Annotated in this window: 16 protein-coding genes and 1 riboswitch; of the genes, 7 read left to right on the plus strand and 9 right to left on the minus strand. The window is 71.2% G+C overall.

Annotated features, from left to right (window positions below):
* Nucleotides 1-10 precede the first annotated feature (10 nt).
* Nucleotides 11-613 carry a DUF4232 domain-containing protein gene (locus NZH93_RS30560; protein WP_259626712.1) on the plus strand — a complete coding sequence of 201 codons (603 nt, stop codon included), beginning with the start codon at nt 11-13 and terminating at the stop codon, nt 611-613.
* A 49-nt stretch (nt 614-662) separates the two neighbouring features.
* Here the strand turns inward: NZH93_RS30560 and NZH93_RS30565 are convergent, their stop codons facing one another.
* Complete coding sequence (locus tag NZH93_RS30565; protein ID WP_259626713.1) at nt 663-1,847, minus strand: esterase-like activity of phytase family protein; 1,185 nt, start codon at nt 1,845-1,847, stop codon at nt 663-665.
* 85 nt (nt 1,848-1,932) lie between these two features.
* Complete coding sequence (locus NZH93_RS30570) at nt 1,933-2,856, minus strand: terpene synthase family protein (RefSeq protein ID WP_259626714.1); 924 nt, start codon at nt 2,854-2,856, stop codon at nt 1,933-1,935.
* A gap of 225 nt (nt 2,857-3,081) precedes the next feature.
* Between NZH93_RS30570 and NZH93_RS30575 the strand changes: the two genes are divergently transcribed.
* Together NZH93_RS30575 and NZH93_RS30580 are read left to right on the plus strand one after the other, a co-directional pair.
* A complete protein-coding gene (locus NZH93_RS30575) occupies nt 3,082-5,826 on the plus strand; it encodes an nSTAND1 domain-containing NTPase (RefSeq protein WP_259626715.1) in 2,745 nt (914 codons plus the stop codon).
* 42 nt (nt 5,827-5,868) lie between these two features.
* Nucleotides 5,869-6,291, plus strand: coding sequence for a LapA family protein (locus NZH93_RS30580; protein ID WP_372506920.1), 423 nt, complete (start codon nt 5,869-5,871; stop codon nt 6,289-6,291).
* On the opposite strand, the gene NZH93_RS30585 is transcribed toward NZH93_RS30580, so the two are convergent.
* The 3 genes from NZH93_RS30585 to cobN all read right to left on the minus strand — a co-directional run bounded on the left by NZH93_RS30585 (nt 6,288) and on the right by cobN (nt 13,297).
* Nucleotides 6,288-8,219 carry a polyprenyl synthetase family protein gene (locus NZH93_RS30585; protein ID WP_259626716.1) on the minus strand — a complete coding sequence of 644 codons (1,932 nt, stop codon included), beginning with the start codon at nt 8,217-8,219 and terminating at the stop codon, nt 6,288-6,290. The genes NZH93_RS30580 and NZH93_RS30585 overlap by 4 nt on opposite strands.
* Nucleotides 8,220-8,269: 50 nt before the next feature.
* Nucleotides 8,270-9,292, minus strand: a complete 1,023-nt coding sequence (locus tag NZH93_RS30590; RefSeq protein WP_259626717.1) for a LacI family DNA-binding transcriptional regulator — start codon at nt 9,290-9,292, stop codon at nt 8,270-8,272.
* Nucleotides 9,293-9,721: 429 nt separating this feature from the next.
* Complete coding sequence (gene cobN / locus NZH93_RS30595; protein WP_259626718.1) at nt 9,722-13,297, minus strand: cobaltochelatase subunit CobN; 3,576 nt, start codon at nt 13,295-13,297, stop codon at nt 9,722-9,724.
* A gap of 35 nt (nt 13,298-13,332) precedes the next feature.
* Nucleotides 13,333-13,479, minus strand: a riboswitch (cobalamin riboswitch).
* On the opposite strand from cobN, the gene NZH93_RS30600 reads away from it, so the two are divergent.
* The 3 genes from NZH93_RS30600 to cobJ all read left to right on the plus strand — a co-directional run bounded on the left by NZH93_RS30600 (nt 13,477) and on the right by cobJ (nt 16,576).
* Entirely contained in the window at nt 13,477-14,499 is a 1,023-nt protein-coding gene (locus NZH93_RS30600; RefSeq protein ID WP_259626719.1) for a ferredoxin-like domain-containing protein, read from the plus strand. It overlaps the preceding riboswitch by 3 nt.
* Nucleotides 14,496-15,122, plus strand: a complete 627-nt coding sequence (locus NZH93_RS30605) for a precorrin-8X methylmutase (protein WP_259626720.1) — start codon at nt 14,496-14,498, stop codon at nt 15,120-15,122. The genes NZH93_RS30600 and NZH93_RS30605 overlap by 4 nt, the downstream gene beginning before the upstream one ends.
* Entirely contained in the window at nt 15,122-16,576 is a 1,455-nt protein-coding gene (gene cobJ, locus NZH93_RS30610; protein WP_259626721.1) for a precorrin-3B C(17)-methyltransferase, read from the plus strand. Before NZH93_RS30605 ends, cobJ begins: the two co-directional genes overlap by 1 nt.
* On the opposite strand, the gene NZH93_RS30615 is transcribed toward cobJ, so the two are convergent.
* Entirely contained in the window at nt 16,551-17,267 is a 717-nt protein-coding gene (locus tag NZH93_RS30615) for a cobalt-precorrin-6A reductase (RefSeq protein ID WP_259626850.1), read from the minus strand. The two genes, cobJ and NZH93_RS30615, sit on opposite strands and share 26 nt — an antisense overlap.
* Nucleotides 17,268-17,433: 166 nt before the next feature.
* Between NZH93_RS30615 and NZH93_RS30620 the strand changes: the two genes are divergently transcribed.
* Nucleotides 17,434-17,811 (plus strand): SH3 domain-containing protein, encoded by a 378-nt coding sequence (locus NZH93_RS30620; RefSeq protein WP_259626722.1) that lies wholly within the window; start codon nt 17,434-17,436, stop codon nt 17,809-17,811.
* A gap of 59 nt (nt 17,812-17,870) precedes the next feature.
* On the opposite strand, the gene cobM is transcribed toward NZH93_RS30620, so the two are convergent.
* From cobM to NZH93_RS30635, 3 genes are read right to left on the minus strand one after another with little or no spacing between them, the layout of a single operon-like run.
* A complete protein-coding gene (gene cobM, locus NZH93_RS30625; RefSeq protein ID WP_259626723.1) occupies nt 17,871-18,614 on the minus strand; it encodes a precorrin-4 C(11)-methyltransferase in 744 nt (247 codons plus the stop codon).
* Entirely contained in the window at nt 18,611-19,777 is a 1,167-nt protein-coding gene (gene cbiE / locus NZH93_RS30630) for a precorrin-6y C5,15-methyltransferase (decarboxylating) subunit CbiE (RefSeq protein WP_259626724.1), read from the minus strand. The genes cobM and cbiE overlap by 4 nt, the downstream gene beginning before the upstream one ends.
* Nucleotides 19,774-20,166, minus strand: a complete 393-nt coding sequence (locus NZH93_RS30635) for a pyridoxamine 5'-phosphate oxidase family protein (RefSeq protein ID WP_259626725.1) — start codon at nt 20,164-20,166, stop codon at nt 19,774-19,776. The genes cbiE and NZH93_RS30635 overlap by 4 nt, the downstream gene beginning before the upstream one ends.
* Nucleotides 20,167-20,172 lie beyond the last annotated feature (6 nt).

Genomic DNA, 20,172 nt, shown 5'->3' on the forward strand with positions numbered 1-20,172 from the left:
GAGGTTCGCCGTGAGCACCACCAGCAAGATCACCTTCGCCGCCGTGGCGGTCGCCCTGCTCAGCGCCTGCACGAGCCAGGGCCAGGGCGGTGGCACGCCGTCCGGTTCGGCGCCGTCCGTTCCCGCCCGCTCGCAGACCCCGTCACCGGTCGCGTCCGCCGCGCCGGAGTCCCCCGCCGCCGCCTCCGGGCCCGCGGCCTGCGCGTCCGCCGACCTGGCGGTGGCGCTCACCCCCGACCAGGGCGGGGGCGGCATGAACCAGACCCGGCTGGTGCTGGCGTTCACGAACCGGGGCGCGGTCGAGTGCGCGCTCCAGGGCTCGCCGGGCGTGTCCTTCGTGACCGGCGACGGCGGCACGCAGGTCGGCGCGCCCGCGACCAGGGAGGCCGACGGCGGACCGGCGGTGACCCTGCTCCCCGGCGCGTCGGCGACGAGCACCCTGGCGATCACCAACGCCGACGTGTTCGACCCGGCGGAGTGCGCTCCCGCCGACGTCCGGGGCCTGCGCGTCTACCCGCCGGGCGAGACCGCGGCGGTGTTCGTCGAGCAGCAGCGGAAGGCGTGCTCCGCGCCGGAGAAGTCCACGATGGTCGTCGGTCCGGTACAGGGCTGAGCCTGCCGGGAAGCGCCTTTCCCTTGCGGGAGAAGCGCTTCCCGCTCCCTCAGCGCAGCACCCGCGGGTCTGCGTGCAGCCGCTCGGCGAGCTTGATGGTGATGAACTCGTTGTTGTCCGCCTTGCCGGGCGTGCGGCCGGACGAGAACGGGAAGTTGTTGTCGTTCAACACTCCCAGCGTCGAGTCGTCCAGGATCACCACGTCCTCGATCGTGGTGAACGGGAACCGGAACGTCCCCTCGAACCCGCCGACCCGACGCGGGTTGGCGATGTCCAGCAGGTCGGCGACGAGGGTCTTGTCCAGGAACCCGTCCCGGTCGCGGTCGCGCTTGTCCGCCAGGTAGATCCGCTTCACCTTCGCGTCCGCGCCCTGCCCGCCGTCGCGCTCGATGACCAGGAAGCGATTGCGGTCCACCGAGATCATGTCGCCGATGGCCAGGTCCGGCGAGCCGAGCCGGTAGGAGTACCGCTGCCCGGTGTACTTCCCGCGGGCGAGGTCGAACTCGTTGACCCGCAACGTTCCCGGCGCGTCACCGGTGACGGTCCCTTCGAGCAGCGGGTAGAGGAACTTGCCGTCCGGCGACTGCGCCATCCCCTCGAAACCCTTGCTGCTGCCCAGGTTCGGCGTGCCCGCCGGGTTCTCCGGCGCGAACACGCCGGGCAGCGGCACCGGAGCGGCCAGCAGTCGACCGGCGCGGTCGAAGTGCAGCAGGTACGGGCCGAACTCGTCACCGAGCCAGTAGCTGCCGTCGGCCACGCGCGTGATCGACTCGACGTCGAAGTCCGCTCCGGTCAGCACCCGGTCCGGCCGCGTCAGCGCGAAAGGCACCAGGCCGCGCGGGTCGGTCAGCGTCACGCCGCCCAGCACGTCGACGCCGCCGGAGGCGAAGTCCGGCGCGATGCGGTGGATGCGCAGCAGGAAGTCGGCGCTGTTGGCCTTGTTGCCATACCCGTTGTCGGACAGCACCTCGAACGTGCCGTCGCCGTTGCGGACGACGCCGCTGAAGCCCTGCACGGGCTGGTCGGCGAACGGCGGCACGATCCCGTTGGACGGCGTCCCGCCGAGCGCGGCGCCGGAGGGCTCGCTGCCGGGCACGAACGTCTCGGCGGGCAGCGACGCGAACTTCAGCAGGGTGGCGCGACCGAAGTCCCGCGTGCCGGTCGCGGCGGCGCCGGGGGCGACGCCCGCCACCGCCACGAGCAGGGCGACGCCGAGCGCGAGTGGTCTCCGCATGGGTGTTCCGTTCTGTCCGGCGCGCCCACCTGCGGTCGCGCGGTGCGCGCACCGTAGGCGGGCGAGGTGAACGGATCCCCAACGCTCAACCGGGCTTGCGGTACCTGCCGGTGTACTCCGCCCACTTCCGGTGGCCGCCGACCCAGCGGCGCAGCAGTCCCACGTACCCGCGGACCTGGTCGTCGACCGGACCGCCGAACGAGGGCAGGTCGGCGGCCTTGCGGACGAAGTCGCGGACCTCGTCGTCGTGGATCTCCACGGCCCGGTCCACGGCCTGGTCGAGCACGACGGACTGGGACCGCATGGTCACCAGCACCAGGTTGTGCACGCCGCCGCGGGCGATCTCGGCGCGGTGGGTGTAGAGGTCCCGCGCGTAGCCGACGATCCGGCAGGCGGTGGAGGCGAGTTCGCGGAGCGCGGAGTGCTCGCGGACCTTCGGCGGCAGGTCGAGCCCGTCGACGGGCTCGCCGAAGCGGAACATCGGGTGCAGGCCGACGGTGAACTCCCGCAGCGCGGCGTGCGCCTCGGGGGTGGGGACGTGGCCGTGGTGGTCGTCGAGCGCTTCGCGGGCGAACCCGTCGAACATCCGGCCCACCTCGTCGGCGAACGACGCCAGCCAGTCCGGCCCGCCGAGCGCCAGCAGCCGGACCCGCAGGTCCGCCATCGCTTCCGCCCTGGGGTCTCCGGGGGGCACCGGCTCGGCGCGCAGGACGGCGAGCAGGAGTTCCAGGTCCTCCGGGGCGGGCCGCTCGTCCTGGAGGACGGCCTGGAGCACGGCCCAGTCCCCGACGAGCCTCAGCCGCTCGTAGTCGGCGTTCGGGAACCCGTAGCCGACGAGGTACCCAAGGTCCATGCCCGCGACCTCCGCCATCTCGTGCGGCGGGAGCAGCCCCAGCGACACCGCCCAGCCGACCGAGTGGTCCGACACCAGGTGGTCCGCGGCGTTCGACTCGGCGTCGAACGCGCACATCACGAACGGTGGGGCGATCCCCGCACGTGGTTCGGGCACATCGAGTCCGCTGAGTGTGAATGCGCCTGCGCTCATGGCTCAACCCACCTCCGTTTAGCTGTTGTCCAGGACCGGGCGACAGCGACCGGCCACATCGGAAAAATAACGGCGTTTCGCAACCGTGGACAACCCCTACCGGCCCCTAGCCCCGGTTGTCCGGGATCAGCCACTGGACGTCGTACACCCAGCTCAGGACAATCGGGGCCGGGACGAGGAGGTGGCGAGGTGCCGCGTGGGGAACGCCCGCTCGACGAAGGTGACACCCCTCTGCTGCGGTTCGCGGCCGATCTGCGGACCCTCCGGGACCAAGCGGGCGGGCGCACGTACCGCCAGCTAGGCACCCGCGCGCACTACTCGGCCACGACCCTCTCCGACGCCGCGGGCGGCCGGAAGCTGCCCAGCCTCGCCGTGACACTGGCGTACGTGCAGGCGTGCGACGGTGACCCAGGGGTCTGGGAGAGCCGGTGGCGCGAGGTCGCCGCCGAGGTCGCGCCACCCGAGGACACCGCGTCCGACCAGGGCTCCCCGCCCTACGCCGGGCTGGCGGCGTTCCAGCCGGAGGACGCGGACCGCTTCTTCGGCCGCGAGCGGATCCTGGACGACCTGGTGGGCCGGATGGCCGACCGGCGGCTGGTGGGCGTCTTCGGCGCGTCCGGGGCGGGCAAGTCGTCGCTGCTGCGGGCCGGGCTGATGCCGCGCATCGCCGAGGGCGCGTTCGAGTGCACCTCCTCCATCGTGGTCACCCCGGCCGAGCTGGACCTGAGCCCGGAGGTGCTGGACCGGGTCATCGGCACCGAGGTCGACGCGCTGGTGCTGGTGGTCGACCAGTTCGAGGAGGTCTTCACCCTCTGCCCGGACCTGGCCGCGCGGACCGCGTTCGTCGAGGCGCTGCTGACCGCGTCGCGGACCCGCTGCCGGGTCGTCATCGGCGTCCGGGCCGACTTCTACGGACACTGCGCCCAGCACCCCGGCCTGGTCGAGGCCCTGCGCGACGCGCAACTACTGCTGGGCCCGATGTCCGCGGAGGAGCTGCGCCAGGCGATCATGCGCCCGGCCGCCAAGGTCGGCTGCACCGTCGAGACGGCGCTGGTCACCCGCCTGGTCGCGGACGCCACCGGCCAGCCAGGCGTGCTGCCGCTGGTGTCGCACGCGCTGCTGGAGACGTGGCGGCGAAGACGCGGGACCACCCTCACCCCGGCCGGGTACGAGGCGGCAGGCGGCATCCAGCACGCGCTCGCGCAGACCGCCGAACGCACCTACACGGCGCTGGAGACCGACCAGCGGGCCGTGGCGCGGCAGATATTCCTGCGGCTCACCGCGCTGGGCGACCGCACCGAGGACACCAAGCGCAGGCTCGCCCGCGGCGAACTGGACAACGACGACGTCGACACGCAGGTCGTGCTGGACCGGCTGGCCCACGCGCGGCTGCTGACGTTGGACCGAGACGCCGTGGAGATCGCCCACGAGGTGCTGATCCGCTCGTGGCCGCGGCTGCGCGGCTGGCTGAACGAGAACCGCGAAGGCCTGCGCACCGGGCGGCAGCTCACCGAGGCCGCGGCCACGTGGGACGTGCTGGCCCGCGAACCCGACTCGCTGTACCGGGGCACCCGGCTGGACGCGGCGGCCGAGTGGGCCGCCCGCGACGAGGTGCGGCTCAGCTCGCGCGAACGGGAGTTCCTCACCGCCAGCCTGACCGCCCGGAACCGCGAGCAAACGCTCGCGCTGCGCCGAACGCGCAGGCTGCGGCAGCTCGTCGCGCTGCTGGCCGTGCTGCTCGTCCTCGCGAGCGGCGCGATCGTGCAGACGATCCGGGCGCAGGCCGTGGCGGACAAGCAGCGCAACATCGCCGTGGCCCAGCAGATCGCCATCGCGGCCGTGCGGATGGGCGACAGCAACCCCACGCTCGCCAAGAAGCTGAGCGTCGCCGCGTACCGGCTGGAGCCGACGCGGGACGTCGTGGACGGCCTGCTCACGACCGCGACGGCCACCTGGAGCGACCACCTCGTCCGCCGGGTCGTGCCGCGGGACGAGTCGTCGATGGGGCCGGACGGGAACCCCGTCCGGGGCCGGGGGCAGGCCGCGGGCCTGGACGGGACGAGCGAGCCGGACGCGGTGAGGTCGCTCGGGTTCACCTCGGGCGACCGGGTGCTCGCCGCCACGCTCGACGAGGTCTGGGACCTCACCGACCCGACCAAACCCGTGTTCCTGCACCGGTTCCCGGCCAGGGTCGGCTCCGTGGCGCTCGCCCCCGACGGCAGCCGGATGGCCACGATCGACGCCGACGGCAGCACCACCGTGCGCCTGTGGGAGATGGCGGACCCGAAGGCGCCGACGCTGGTCTCGACCGTCGCGCGGCCGGGTATCCGAGGCCGGGAGGTGCGGTTCGACCAGAGCGGGCAGGTGCTCGTGACGATCGACGCCGACAGCACCACCAGCCTGTGGCGCCTGGACTCCCCGTCCGGGCCGATGGTGTTCGGCGAGCTGCGGAGCATCCCGCACGTCGCCACGATGGCGCTCTCGGCGGACCGGCGGCTGCTCGCCACCGGCGGCGTGGACGGCACCATCCGGCTCTGGGACCTCACGGACCCGAAGCGCCCGACGACGCTGTCCGAGCTGTCGGTGCAGGCCGACGGGATCAAGGCGCTGGCCATCTCCGCGGACGGGCGGCACCTCGCGAGCGCCGCGGGCTCGGACACCGTGCGGCTGTGGGACATCACCGACCCGCGGCGCCCGTCCGAACCCGCGACCATCACCGGCCCCACGGCCTCGGTGCACACCATCGAGTTCCTGCCGCGCGGGGCCGCGGGCCCGAACACGACGGTGATGACGTCGAGCGGCGACGGCTCGTCCCGGCGCTGGGACTTCGACGAGGCGAGCGCCGCGGCCCGGCTGTGCGAGGGGGCCTCGCTGAGCCGGGAGGAGTGGCAGCGCTTCTTCCCCGGCCTGGAGTTCGTTCCACCGTGCGGATGACCTGTGCTGCGGGAACACCCGGATGGGCTGATACTCACTCAGGTGAGCACTCCCCGTGATGACCGCGTGACCGAAGTCCACCCGACGGTCGTCGGCGTGCCCGCGGACCCGTCGACCCCCGCGGACGAGTCGATCACGAACCCGCCCGTCGTGACCGACCCGAGCGCGCCCGTCGTGGACCCGACGACCCCGCAGGCACCGACGTCGCACGCCAGGATCAAACCGACCCGCATCAGCGGGACGTGGATCGCCGTCATCATCGCGATCTTCGTGCTGATCTTCCTGCTGGTGTTCATCCTCCAGAACCTGACGGACGTGACGATCCACTTCCTCGGCGGCGCGTTCACCCTGCCGCTGGGCGTCGCCCTGCTGTTCGCCGCGATCGGCGGGGCGCTGCTGGTCGCGCTGGTCGGCGCGGCCCGGATCATGCAGTTGCGCCGCCAGACGAAACGGGCGCTGCGCTAACCGGGCACCGATTGCCGTTCGCGCAGCGCCGCGTAGTGGCCGAGCGCGCGGACGACGACCTTGGTGAACGTGTTGGGCAGCAACGGTTCCAGCACAGCCCACGCGGTGTCCACGTGCGACCTGGCTTCCTCGTGGCAGGCGCGCGCGGCACCGCACCCGACCAGTTCCTCCGCGATCTCGCGGACGGCGGCGTGGTCCGCGCGCCCGTCCCGCACCACCGCCCAGACGGCGGCCAGCCGTTCGGGCGGCAGGAGGCCGACGGCGTGGGCCAGCGGCATGGTCACCTTGCCCGCGCGCAGGTCCTCGCCGACGTGCTTGGTCGCGCGAACCCCGCCGGAGGCCGTCGGACCGGTGACCCCGCCGAGGTCCATCAGGTCGTCGGTGATCTGGTAGGCCAGCCCGACCGCCTCGAAGTAGTCGCCCACCGCCGCCACCCGCTCGTCGTCCGCCCCCGCGATCAGCGCGCCGATCTCGGCGAACGCCCTGGCGGGCATCCCGGTCTTGAACCGCAGCACCCCGCGCACACCGTCGAGCAGCACCCGACCGTCGCCGGTCGCCACCGCGTGGTCCATCGCGGCCCGGTGCCCGGCGATGTCGACGCCCTGACCGACGTGACCGGCCCGGATCGCCCGCAGGAACGTCTGGTAGACCCGCAGCCGCAGCCGGTCGTCGTCGGGCAGGATGCGCGGCACCACCCGGTCCAGCGCGAAGTACGCGGCCGTGCCCGCGTTCACCGCCGCCGCCACACCGTGCACCACGTGCGCGGCGGGGACACCCCGGCGCAGCGGTGACCCGTCCTCGACGTCGTCCACCACCAGGTTGCCGCTGTGCACCAGCTCCACCACGCCCAGCAGCGGCGTGTACGGATCGCTGGACACGCCGAACATCTCGGTGGCGGCACAGGTCGCGAACGTCCGCCACCCCCGCCCGCCCGCGTCCACGACGTGCCGCACCGGGCGGACCAGTGCGTCGTGCACCACCGCGTGCGGCAACCCGGCCGCGTCGGCACCCGCCAGGTCCGCCGTCGACTCGGCGCTGGGCGAGTCCGGGTACAGCGCCCGCACCTCCGCGTGCGTGATCGCCCGGAGCCTGCCGAGGAAGTCCTCGAACCGACCGACCCTGTTGTCCGGCACGACGTCCAGGAACGCCTTGCCGGTGACGGGTCTACCCGCCATCGTGCCGCTCACGCGCGCCCACCCGTGCAGGTGCGGACCGCGCCCGACCATCGTGCGGAACTCGTGCCGCGGAAAGTCCCCGGACAGCACCAGTTCCAGCTCGGACGAGACCATCCGCCACCGCGTCGGGTAGGTGTGCAAAGTGGACAACGACGTCCACGGCTCAGACCCGACCAGACCCACCCGACACGGAACCGGTTCACCCTCCGGCGAACAGGCGAGATCCACCGCGACGTCCCACCCGTTGTCGAGATGGACCTTCAACGGCCCGTCGTCGTGCGCCAGCCACCCCGTGCCGTCAACGTCCCGACCATCAACCGTGCCTCGAACGACCAACCGCGAACACCCGTCAGGCCCAACGGGTTTGACCGGCACGCCCACCAGTTCACCCCGCGCGGTCGTGAGCCGGACCAACCCATCCGACTCCACTTCCAGCACCGCGACCCCGAAATCGAGACCCCGTACCACCCCCGGCAGCACCCGATCCGGCTCCACAGGCCGACCACCGGCGAGCAACTCCCGAAAAGCCTCGCGAATCCAGGGGTCCAGGTCGACATCCCGCTCGACGGCCTCCCGGACCGACCGCATGGCCCCGCCGTCCAACCAGGCCACCCCGTCGACCAGAACGGCATGCCCGGCCCCACTGCCCTGCCGGAGGAACCGAACAGACAACCCGAGCTCGTCACCCCCACCGGTCACCAGGTGGAGGTGCACGGTCCACCACTCGACGTCCCCGGCCGCGGAACTCCACATGAGCCAACCTCTGACTTTCAGTAGTCAACCGGTCGCTCAGTGTAGGAGGATCAGGCGCTGGCCCTTACCACCAAAGAGGTGGGAAGCAACAACGACGGCGGCAACCCCTCCTCCCCGGCGAGTTCGGCCAGCAACCGCCAGGTCATCGTGCGCCCCAACTGCTCCACGTCCTGCTTGACCGTGGTCAACGGCGGCACGGCGGTGGACGCCAGCGCCAAGTCGTCGAACCCCACCACGGCAACGTCCTCGGGCACCCGCTTGCCGTTGGCGTGCAACGTCTGCAACGCCCCCAACGCCATGATGTCCGCCGCCACGAACACACCGTCGATGGCGGGATCGCGCTTCAACAACTCGGCCATAGCCTGAGCCCCGCTCTCCGGCGTGAAGTCACCGTAAGCGACCAGGTCCGACTCCACCCCGCACTCCCCAAGCCCCCGACGCCACCCGCTCAACCGATCCATGCCGACAGCCATGTCCTTCGGCCCAGCGATCGTCGCGATCCGCCGCCGACCAGTGGTGGCCAGGTGCCGAGCAGCCTCCAACGCCCCGTTGAAGTTGTCCGCGTCAACGTAGGGAACCCCAGAGGCCCCCAACGGACGCCCACCGACCACGATCGGCAACCCGGCATCCGCCAACGTCCGCGGCAACGGATCCTGCCCGTGCAGGCTCAACACCAGCGCACCGTCGACGTGCCCACCGCACAGGTAACCGACAAGATCCTTCTCATCGTCCTGCTGACTCATCATCAGGACCAGCTGAACCCGATGCCCGATCAACTCACCGTGCACCCCTCGCAACACCCCGGCGAAGAACGGGTCGGAAAGCACCCGACTCCCCTGCTCGGACACCACGAGCGCAATGCAGTTGGTCCGACTACCGGCAAGCGTCCGCGCAGCCTGGTTAGGGCTGTACCCCAGACTCAGGATCGCGGCGTGCACAGCCTCACGAGCCTTCGAACTGACGTACTGCTCCCCGTTGATCACCCGAGAAACAGTCGACTTGGAAACGCCCGCCTCACGAGCAACTTCCTCAATACGCGCGCCCAATCGACGCCCACGGGCCGCGTCAGTCACGCAAACCCCTCGACCCCACAGCCCAGAGCGTCATGCCGGCCATCTTAGGTCTTCAACCACACACCACCAACAACCCGACACGCCCCCATTCAGGCCACAACACCCCCACAACCAGGCCACCGGCGCCCCACCCACCCACCAGCGCCACTACCGACCCACCACGCAGCCGCCACCGCCACCGCCACTACGGGCCCACCACGCACCCAACGCGCCACCACGACCCGCCCACCACGCACCCATCGTGACGCCGCCTACCCAACCGTGGCCGATTTTACTTGGGGGATTTGCCCCTTAAACTTGCGTCGGACGGCAGCTTCACCTCTGCCCTTTATTGTCCGACGAAGGGGCAAATCTAGGGGCCCCAAGTCAAATCGGCCACCCCACCAACGCAACCCCGGCACCCAACCCAGCCCCGCCGGAACCCTCCCCCTACCGATCCTCAAGATCCCCTTCAGTCCTCAAATACACAGCCTGCAACGCCTCCACGGTCTCCGGATTCGGGTGCTCCCACATCCCCCGCTCCGCAGCCTCCAACAACCTCTCCGAAATCCCATGCAAAGCCCACGGATTCGACTCCGTCATGAACTTCTGGTTCTCCGGGTCCATCACATACGTCTCAGCCAACTTCTCGTACATCCAGTCAGCCACCACCCCGGTAGTAGCGTCATACCCGAACAGGTAGTCCACAGTGGCCGCCAGTTCGAACGCCCCCTTGTACCCATGCTTCCGCATAGCCGACAACCACCGAGGATTAACCACCCTCGCCCGAAAAATCCGAGTCGTCTCCTCGTTCAACGTCCGAGTCCGCACAGCATCCGGCCGCGTGCTGTCCCCCACGTACGCGGCAGGCGCCTTCCCAGTCAACGCCCGAACGGTCGCCACCATCCCACCGTGGTACTGGAAGTAGTCATCAGAATCCGCGATGTCGTGCTCCCGCGTATCGATGTTCTTCGCCGCCACAGCGATCCGCCGATAAGCCGACTCCATATCAGGCCGAGCCTGAACCCCGTCCAACTCCCGACCATAGGCATACCCACCCCACACGGCGTACACCTCAGCCAGATCAGCGTCATCCCGCCAGTTCCGACTGTCGATCAACGGCAACAACCCGGCCCCATACGCCCCCGGCTTGCTCCCGAAGATCCGCATCGTCGCCCGCCGAACATCCCCGTGCGAAGCCAGATCCGCCTGCGCATGCGCCCGAACGAAGTTCACCTCATCAGGCTCGTCCAACCCGGCCACCAACTGCACCGCGTCATCGAGCATCACCACCACGTGCGGAAACGCGTCCCGGAAGAACCCACTGATCCGAACCGTCACATCGATCCGAGGACGCCCCAGCTCCTCCACCGGAACGGCTTCCAACCCCGTGACCCGCCGGGACTGGTCATCCCACACCGGCCGAACCCCCATCAACGCGAACACCTCGGCGATGTCATCCCCAGAGGTCCGCATAGCGCTGGTCCCCCACACCGACAACCCCACCGACGGAGGCCACTCACCCGTCTCCGACCGATACCGCGCCAACAAGGAATCAGCCATCGCCTGCCCGGTCTCCCAGGCCAACCTCGACGGAATCGCCTTCGGGTCCACCGAGTAGAAGTTCCGCCCGGTGGGCAGCACGTTCACCAGCCCACGCAACGGCGACCCAGACGGCCCCGCCGGCACATACCCACCATCCAACGCGTGCAACACGTTGGTCATCTCATCCGTGGTCCGAGCCAACCGGGGCACGATCTCATCAGCGGCGAACTCCAGGATCCGAGCCACCTGCTCGGACTCCGTCAACCCCCGAGCAGCCTCCCGCGCCCACCCGGCGTCCTCCATACCCTGGACCAGCCCACGAGCGACGGCCTCAACATCATCAGTAGCCGTCCGGGACTCCGAACCATCCTCCACCAGCCCCAACGCCTCACGAAGCCCAGGCAACGCCGCCACCTGCCCGGCCCACATCTGCTTCGCCTGGAGCATCGCCAACACCAGCCCCACCCGAGCATCACCCGTCGGCGCCTCACCAAGCACGTGCAACCCATCCCGGATCTGCACGTCCTTGATCTCGCACAACCACCCATCGACGTGCAGGATGAACTCGTCGAACTCGGCGTCGTGCGGACGGTCCTCCAACCCGAGGTCGTGATCGAGCTTCGCGGCCTGGATCAAGGTCCAGATCTGGGCCCGGACAGCGGGCAACTTCGCCGGGTCCATCGCCGCGATGTTCCCGTGCTCGTCCAACAACTGCTCCAGCCGAGCGATGTCGCCGTAGCTGTCGGCACGCGCCATCGGCGGCACCATGTGGTCCACCAGGGTCGCGTGCGCACGGCGCTTCGCCTGCGTCCCCTCACCGGGGTCGTTGACCAGGAACGGGTAGATCAGCGGCAGGTCACCCAGCGCCGCGTCCGTCCCGCATCCGGCCGACATCCCGACCGTCTTGCCGGGCAACCACTCCAGGTTCCCGTGCTTGCCGACGTGCACCACGGCGTGGGCGCCGAAGTCGTCGGCCAGCCAGCGGTACGCGGCCAGGTAGTGGTGGCTCGGCGGCAGGTCGGGGTCGTGGTAGATCGCGATCGGGTTCTCCCCGAAGCCGCGCGGCGGCTGGACCATCACCACGACGTTCCCGGCCCGCAGCGCCGCCAGCACGATCTCGCCGTCGGCGTCGTGCGACCGGTCGACGAACAGCTCACCGGGAGCCTGCCCCCAGTGCCGCTCCATCTCCTCGCGCGTGTCGTCCGGCAGCGTGGCGAAGAACTCCCGGTACCGGGCCGCGGTCATCCGCACCGGGTTGCCGGTGAACTGCTCCTCGGTCAACCAGTCCGGGTCCTGCCCACCCGCCGCGATCAGCGCGTGGATCAGCGCGTCCCCGTCCAACTGCTCCACACCGGGCAGCTCACCGGGCGCGCCGATGTCGTACCCCTGCTCCCGCAACGCGGTCAGCAGCCGCACGACGCTCGCCGGGGTGTCCAACCCGACCGCGTTGCCGATGCGCGAGTGCTTCGTCGGGTACGCCGACAGCATGACCGCGATCTTGCGCTCGGCGGGCGGCGTGTGGCGCAGCCGGGCGTGCCCCAGCGCGATACCGGCGACCCGCGCCGCGCGCTCCGGGTCCGCGACGTAGACCGTCAACCCGTCCTCGTCGATCTCCTTGAAGGAGAAGGGAACCGTGATGATCCGGCCGTCGAACTCCGGGATCGCGACCTGGGTGGCCGTGTCCAGCGGCGACAGGCCGTCGTCGTTCTCGTCCCACGCCGCACGACTGCTGGTCAGGCACAACCCCTGGAGGATCGGCACGTCCAGCGCGGCCAGCGCGCCGACGTCCCATGCCTCGTCCTCGCCACCCGCGCCGACGGTCGCGGGCTTGCTGCCGCCCGCCGCCAGCACCGTGACGATCAACGTGTCCGCGGTGCCCAGCACGGCCAGCAACTCGGCCTCGGCCGTGCGCAGCGACGAGCAGTACACCGGCAGCGCCCGGCCACCCTTGGCTTCGATCTGGTCGCACAGCGCGTGCACGAACGCCACGTTCCCGGCCACGTGGTGGGCCCGGTAGTAGAGGACCGCGACGGTCGGCCCGTCGGTCGTCGGCTCCGGGCGGTCGAGCAGACCCCAGTTCGGCGCCGGAACCGGCGGCGCGAACCCGTTGCCGGTCAGCAGGATCGTGTCGGACAAGAAGTTGTGCAGCTCCGCAAGGTTCGCCGCGCCGCCGTGCGCGAGGTACGCGTGGGCTTCCGCGCACACCCCGCCGGGCACCGTGGACAGCTCCATCAGCGGCGCGTCGGGGTTCTGCTCACCACCGAGCACGACCACCGGGCGCGGCCCCGCGAGCAGCGCGTCCAGGCCTTCTTCCCACATCCGGCGACCGCCGAGGATGCGCACGACGACCACGTCCGCGCCCTCGACCAGCTCGGGCAGGTCGTCAACACCCAGGCGGGACGGGTTGGCGAGCCGGTAGTCGGCACCGCTGGCCCGTGCGGACAGCAGGTCGGTGTCGGAGGTCGACAGCAGCAGGATCACGCGAAAGCTCCACTCCGGGGTCCTCGCCCCAAGTCGTCGGCACACGGCGGAGCGGAGTTCCTGGCTCCCGGATCACTCCGGTGACAGTGGCGGGACCGCGTCGGATTCGCACCGACTTCCTCGCTGCTTCGCCGTTCGGCCTGACAGTACAGCCGTCACGTAGCATCCGGCGCGTGCCAATGGAGCGAACTCGAGCCGACGCCTGTCCAGGCGCTATCGACGTGCACCCAGCGGCCGACGGCGGCCTTGCACGCATCCGCGTCCCTGGCGGCACACTGACGAAACTCCAGTTCAGAGCCATCGTGACCGCTTCAGCAGACCTGGGCGACGGACAGCTCGAACTGACCTCCAGGGCCAACTTCCAGATCCGCGGATTGACCGACGGAGCCCAGTTCGACCTAGGCGACCGCATGGCCGCGGCAGGCCTACTGCCCTCCCTCACCCACGAACGTGTGCGCAACATCATTGCCGCACCGCTCTCGGACGACACCCAGACGACCGTCGACCAGCTCGACCACGCGATCTGCGCCACTCCCGAACTAGCCGACCTCCCCGGCCGCTTCCTCATCACGGTCGGCGCCTCCGTCGCAGGCCTGGGCGGTGACATCGGCCTGATCGACAACGCACTCCTCCTGGCAGGCCGCGACACCGGCCTACGCCCCACCGACCCGGTAGCCGCCGTCGTCAAAGCCGCCCGGATCTTCGCAGCCGAACGCGACCAGGCATGGCGACTCGCCGAAGTACCCGACCTCGTGGCCAGGATCACCACAGCCCTCGGCGGCACCCCGACCACCGACCGCCTCACCGCCACCACCACTCCCCCTCCCCCCGGCCCGGCAGGCGACCGGTTCGTCGTCGGCGCCCCCCTGGGCCGCCTCGACGCCCACCAGGCCGCAGCCCTGGCCGACTTCCCCGTCCGCCTCACCCCGTGGCGCAGCCTGGTCCTCCCCGGCACCCCCGACCTCACCGGGCTGGGGCTGATCACCGACCCCGACTCCCCCTGGCACGGGGTCACGGCCTGCACCGGACGGCCGGGCTGCGCGAAGTCCCTGGCCGACGTGCGCGCCGACGCGCGCGCCTGGCTCGGCACGCCCCACACCCGACCGGTGCACTGGGCGGGCTGCGCACGACGCTGCGGACGACCGTCCGGAGACGTGATCGAGTTCGTCGCGACCGGCGACGGCTACGAGGAGACGAGTTGACGAGCTACATCCAGGACGGCGCCGAGATCTACCGCCGGTCGTTCGCCACCATCCGCGCCGAGGCGGACCTCGGCGGGTTACCGGCGGACGTCTCGCGGGTGGCGGTCCGGATGATCCACGCCTGCGGCATGGTCGACCTCGTCCAGGACATCGGCTACTCGCCGAACGTCGTCGCGGACGCCCGCGCCGCACTGCTGGCGGGCGCGCCGATCCTGTGCGACGCCACGATGGTCGCGTCGGGCATCACCCGGCGACGGCTGCCCGCCGACAACGAGGTGCTGTGCACGTTGGGGGACAAGCGGGTGGCGCACCTGGCCGCCCGGTTGGAGACCACCCGCAGCGCCGCGGCGATGGAGCTGTGGCGGGACCACCTCGAGGGCTCGGTCGTCGCCATCGGCAACGCGCCCACGTCGTTGTTCCGGCTGCTGGAGATGATCGACGCGGGGGCGCCGAAACCGGCCGCCGTGCTCGGCATCCCGGTGGGCTTCATCGGGGCCGTCGAGTCGAAGGAAGCCCTGGCGGCCAACGAGTTGGGCCTGGAGTACCTGGTCGTGCGCGGACGGCGGGGCGGCAGCGCCATCACCGCGGCGGCCGTCAACGCCATCGCGAGCGAGGAAGAGTGATGACGGGTACGCTGTACGGCGTCGGGGTCGGCCCCGGCGACCCCGAACTGGTCACGGTCAAGGCGGCCAGGCTGATCGGCGCGGCCGACGTGGTCGTGTTCCACAGCGCGCGGCACGGCCGCAGCATCGCCCGCTCGACCGCCGCGCCGTACTTGCGCGAAGGGCAGGTCGAGGAGCAACTGGTGTACCCGGTCACCACCGAGGACACCGACGACTACCAGGGCCAGATCGACGAGTTCTACGTGGAGTGCGCCGGCCGGCTGGCGGCGCACCTGGACGCCGGTCGGGACGTCGTCGTGCTGGCGGCGGGCGACCCGTTCTTCTACGGCTCGTACATGCACCTGCACAAGCGGTTGGCCCACCGGTACCCGACGGAGGTCGTGCCCGGTGTGACGTCGGTGAGCGCCGGTTCGGCGGTGCTCGGCAGGCCGCTGGTGGAGCGCGACGAGGTGCTGACCATCCTGCCCGGCACGCTGCCGCCGGACGTGCTCGCCGAGCACTTGGCGCACACCGATTCCGCCGCGGTGATGAAGCTGGGGCGGACGTTCAAGGGCGTGCGGACGGCGCTGGAGTCGGCCGGTCGGCTGGACGACGCGTGGTACGTGGAACGGGCCACCACGGGCAAGCAGCGGACCGCTCCGCTGTCCGAAGTGGACCCGGACACCGTGCCGTACTTCTCGCTGGCCGTCCTGCCCTCCAAGGCCCGCGAGCGCACGGCGTTCGGCGAGGTCGTCGTGGTCGGGCTCGGCCCGGCCGGACGGGAGTGGTTGACGCCAGAGGCCCGCGAAGCGCTGGCGTCGGCGGACGACCTGATCGGCTACGGCCCGTACCTGGACCGCGTGCCGCCGAACCCGCACCAGCGCAAGCACCCGTCGGACAACCGGGTGGAGGCCGAGCGGGCCGCGTTCGCGCTGGACCTGGCCAAGTCCGGGTCGCGGGTGGTCGTGGTGTCGTCCGGCGACCCCGGTGTGTTCGCGATGGCCAGCGCGGTCCTCGAGGTCGGCGACGAGGAGCAGTTCGCCTCGGTGCCGGTGCGCGTGCTGCCCGGATTGACCGCCGCGCACGCCGTGGCCAGCAGGGTCGGTGCGCCACTGGGCCACGACTACTGCGTGGTCTCGCTGTCGGACCGGTTGAAGCCTTGGGAGGTCATCGCGGGCAGGGTCGAGGCCGCTGCGAAGGCGGACCTCGTGCTGGCGATCTACAACCCCGCGTCGCGCACCCGCACGTGGCAGGTCGAGGCGGCCCGTGACCTCCTGCTGGCGCACCGCTCCCCCGACACCCCCGTGGTGATCGGCCGGGACGTGGGCGGCCCGCAGGAGGACGTCCGCGTCGTGCGGCTGGCCGACCTGGACCCGTCGGTGGTGGACATGCGCTGCCTGCTGCTCATCGGTTCCACCACGACGCGGATCACCGGCAGGGGCCAGGTCTTCACGCCCCGCCGCTACCCCGCCTGACCCACTCGACCGCCGCGTCGACCGAGTCCACGGTCGGCGCGGCGGGCGGCGGTGGGCGGCGCACGACCACCACGGGGACGCCGAGCAGCCGGGCCGCGGCCAGTTTCGCCGACGTCTGCCCGCCACCGCTGTCCTTGGTGACCAGCACGTCGATCGCGTGCTCCCGCATCAGCGCCACCTCACCGTCCACGGTGAACGGTCCCCGGTCCAGCAGCACGTGGATCCGTTGGGGCATCGGCGGTTCCGGCGGATCGACCGACCTCGCCAGGAAGAACTGGCCGCACCCGGCGAACACGCCGACGTCCTGCCGCCCGGTCGTCAGGAACACCCGCTCGCCGGGCAGGTCCGCGGCGGCCTCTTCCAGCGACCCGACCCACCGCCAGTCGTCGCCGGGCCCCGCCGTCCAGCCGGGGCGGCGCAGCACCAGCAGCGGCACCCCCGCACGCGCGGTGGCCTCGACGGCGTGCGCGGTCATGGTCGCGGCGAACGGGTGGGTCGCGTCGACGACGGCCGTAATCCCGTTGGCGCGCAACCACTCCACCAGCCCGTCGACCCCGCCGAACCCGCCGACCCGCACCTCGCCCTCCGGCAACCGCGGAGCGGCCACCCGGCCCGCGAGCGAGGAGACCACCTCACCGGGCAACCGCGCCGCCAACCGTCGCGCCTCACCGGTGCCACCGAGGATCAGGATCACCGGGCCATGTTATTCGCCGTTCTTCAACGCCGCACTATCGAGTGATTGACGCCGTTTCATCCCAGCGGATACGGTCATTTCACCTGGGGAGGTGCGAATCGGGGGATTCGCCGGAAAAAGATCACGAAAAAACCCTCTCCAGGAACTGACAGGGGAGGAATTCATGCGTACCACCATCAAGTCACTGGCGGCCGTCGCCGCCATCGCGGTGAGCGCGCTCGTGTCGCTGGCGCCTTCGGCCGTCGCCGAGCCGGACAAGCCGGGGGCAGGCGTGTCGGTCCAGGCGGTGTGCCCGAACACCAACTGGAGGGACGCCGACTCGCGCACCGACCACTCCACCGGCGCGGCGAACATCCGCACCGGCACCGGCACGAACTGCACGGCAGTGGGCCAGGCGCAGCGCGGTCACCTGCTCGACATGCACTGCTACACCGAGGGCGACGGCGGCACGTGGTCCCACGTGCGCGACACCGTGACGGGCAAGCAGGGCTGGATCAAGGACAGCCTGCTCCAGAACGCGGGCTCGTTCGTCCACTGCTGATCACCGCCTTTCGTCCACTGCTGATTACCGCCTGAGGGGCTCGCGGACGCGCGAGCCCCTCAGGGGCGGCAGCGTTCGGCGGAATAGAGGTGGCTGTCCAGGAATTGGGTCGCGCCGAGGACTCGGCCCACCATGATTACGGCGGTGCGTTTGACATCGGCCGCTTTCACCTTTTCCGCGATGTCGGACAAAGTGCCGCGGATGACGATTTCGTCTTCCCGACTGGCGCGGGCCACCACGGCGACCGGGCATTCCGCGCCGTAATTCGGCAGCAGTTCCGCGACCACCTCGTCGATCCGCTGCACGGCCAGGTGCAGCACCATCGTCGCCCCGGAAGCGCCCAGCGTCGCCAGGTCCTCGCCCGGCGGCATCGGGGTGGCGCGGGCCGCCGTGCGGGTCAGGACGACGGTCTGCCCGACGCCCGGCACGGTCAGCTCCCGCTTCAGCGAGGCCGCGGCGGCGGCGAACGCGGGCACGCCCGGTGTCACGTCGTACGGCACGCCCGCGGCGTCCAGCCTGCGCATCTGCTCGGCCATGGCGCTGAACACCGACGGGTCGCCGGAGTGCAGGCGGGCCACGTCGTGGCCCGCCTCGTGCGCCGCGACCAGTTCCGCCACGATCTCGTCCAGCGTCAGGTTCGCCGTGTCGACGAGCCGCGCGCCGGGCGGGCAGTGGTCGAGCAGTTCGACGGGCACGAGCGCGCCCGCGTACAGGCAGACCGGCGAAGAACCGATCAACTTGGCTCCACGCAAGGTGATCAGGTCTGCGGCGCCGGGTCCGGCGCCGATGAAGTGGACGGTCACTCGGTCTCCTTCGTCACGGCCCACGTGGTGACCGGCATGTGCGGGCGCCAGCCGGTGAACCCACCGACCGGTGAGCCGCGGTTGATCGCGATCCTGGTCAGGTCGCCGCCCAGCCGCGGGTGCCACGCGGCGATGACGGCCTCGGACTCCAGCGTCACGGCGTTGACGACGAGCCTGCCGCCGGGCAGCAGCGCTTCCCAGCAGGCTTCCACCACGCCGGGCACGGTGAGGCCACCGCCGATGAACACGGCTGACGGCCGTTCCAGGCCCTCCAGCGCCTCCGGGGCCTTGCCGACGACCACGTGCACGCCCGGCACCCCCAGGGCGCGCGCGTTGCGACCGATCCGCTCGGCCCGCTCGGGGTGGTGCTCGATCCCGAACGCCCGGCAGGCGGGGTGCACGCGGGCCCACTCGATGGCGATGCTGCCCGCGCCCGCGCCGACGTCCCACAGGAGTTGGCCGGGCACCGGCGCGAGCTGCGCGAGCGTCACGGCCCGCACCTCGCGCTTGGTGATCTGGCCGTCGTGCTCGTAGTCGGACTCGGGCAGTCCGGGCACCCGCGACCGCACGGCGGTGCCGACGACCTCGATCGCCAGCACGTGCAACGGGTCCACGTAGGACAGGTCGTCGTGCACGCGTTCTCCCGGCCCGCCAAGGCGTTCCAGCACCGTGACGACGCTGTCGCCGTACCCGCGAGCCGCGAGCAGGTCCGCGACCGCCAACGGCGTGGACCCCAGCACGAGCACCCGACGGCCGGGGTGCAGCACGGGGTGCAGCAGCTCGACCGGCTTGCCCACCGTGCTGACCACCTCCACGTCGTCGACGGGCCACCCGAGCCGCGCGCACGCCAGCGAGACGGACGACGGGTGCGGCACGATCCGCACGCGGTCGGCTCCCAGCAACCGGATCAGCGTGGACCCGATCCCGTGGAACAGCGGATCACCGCTGGCCAGCACGCACACCCGCCGGTGCCGGTTCGCCTCGAACAGCCCCGGCAGCGCGGGCAGCATCGGCGACGGCCACGTGACCCGCTCGTGGTCTCCCGGCACCATCTCCAGTTGCCGCGCGTCGCCCATCAGCACCTGTGCGGCCTCGACCTCGTCACGGGCGGCGGGCGACAGCCCGTCCCACCCGTCGACGCCGATGCCGACGACCGCGATCACACGGTCCCCAGCGCTCGGGCGACCTTGATCTCGATCACCACGCGCTGCGGGTTCACCCGCGGCGTCCGGTACCGGGCCGCGTAGCGGCGCTCGGCGTCGGCCACCACCTCGGGTTCGCGCCGCACCACGGCGCGCCCCTCCAACGTCGACCACCGACGACCGTCCACCTGGCACACGGCGGCGGGGACGCCGTCCTCGCCACCGGCGAGGACGTGCCGGACCTTGTGCGAGGTGCCGGACGTGATCACCCGCGCGACTCCGGCCTCCACGTCCACCGTCACCCCGACGGGCACCACGTGCGGCGTCCCGTCGGCGCGCACGGTGGTCAACGTGCACAGGTGGCGCTCGGCCCAGAACCCCTCGAAGTCGGCGCCCTTGTTCGTCAGCATGCGCAC

Source organism: Umezawaea endophytica, from assembly GCF_025061645.1.
Classification (GTDB): Bacteria; Actinomycetota; Actinomycetes; order Mycobacteriales; family Pseudonocardiaceae; genus Umezawaea; species Umezawaea endophytica.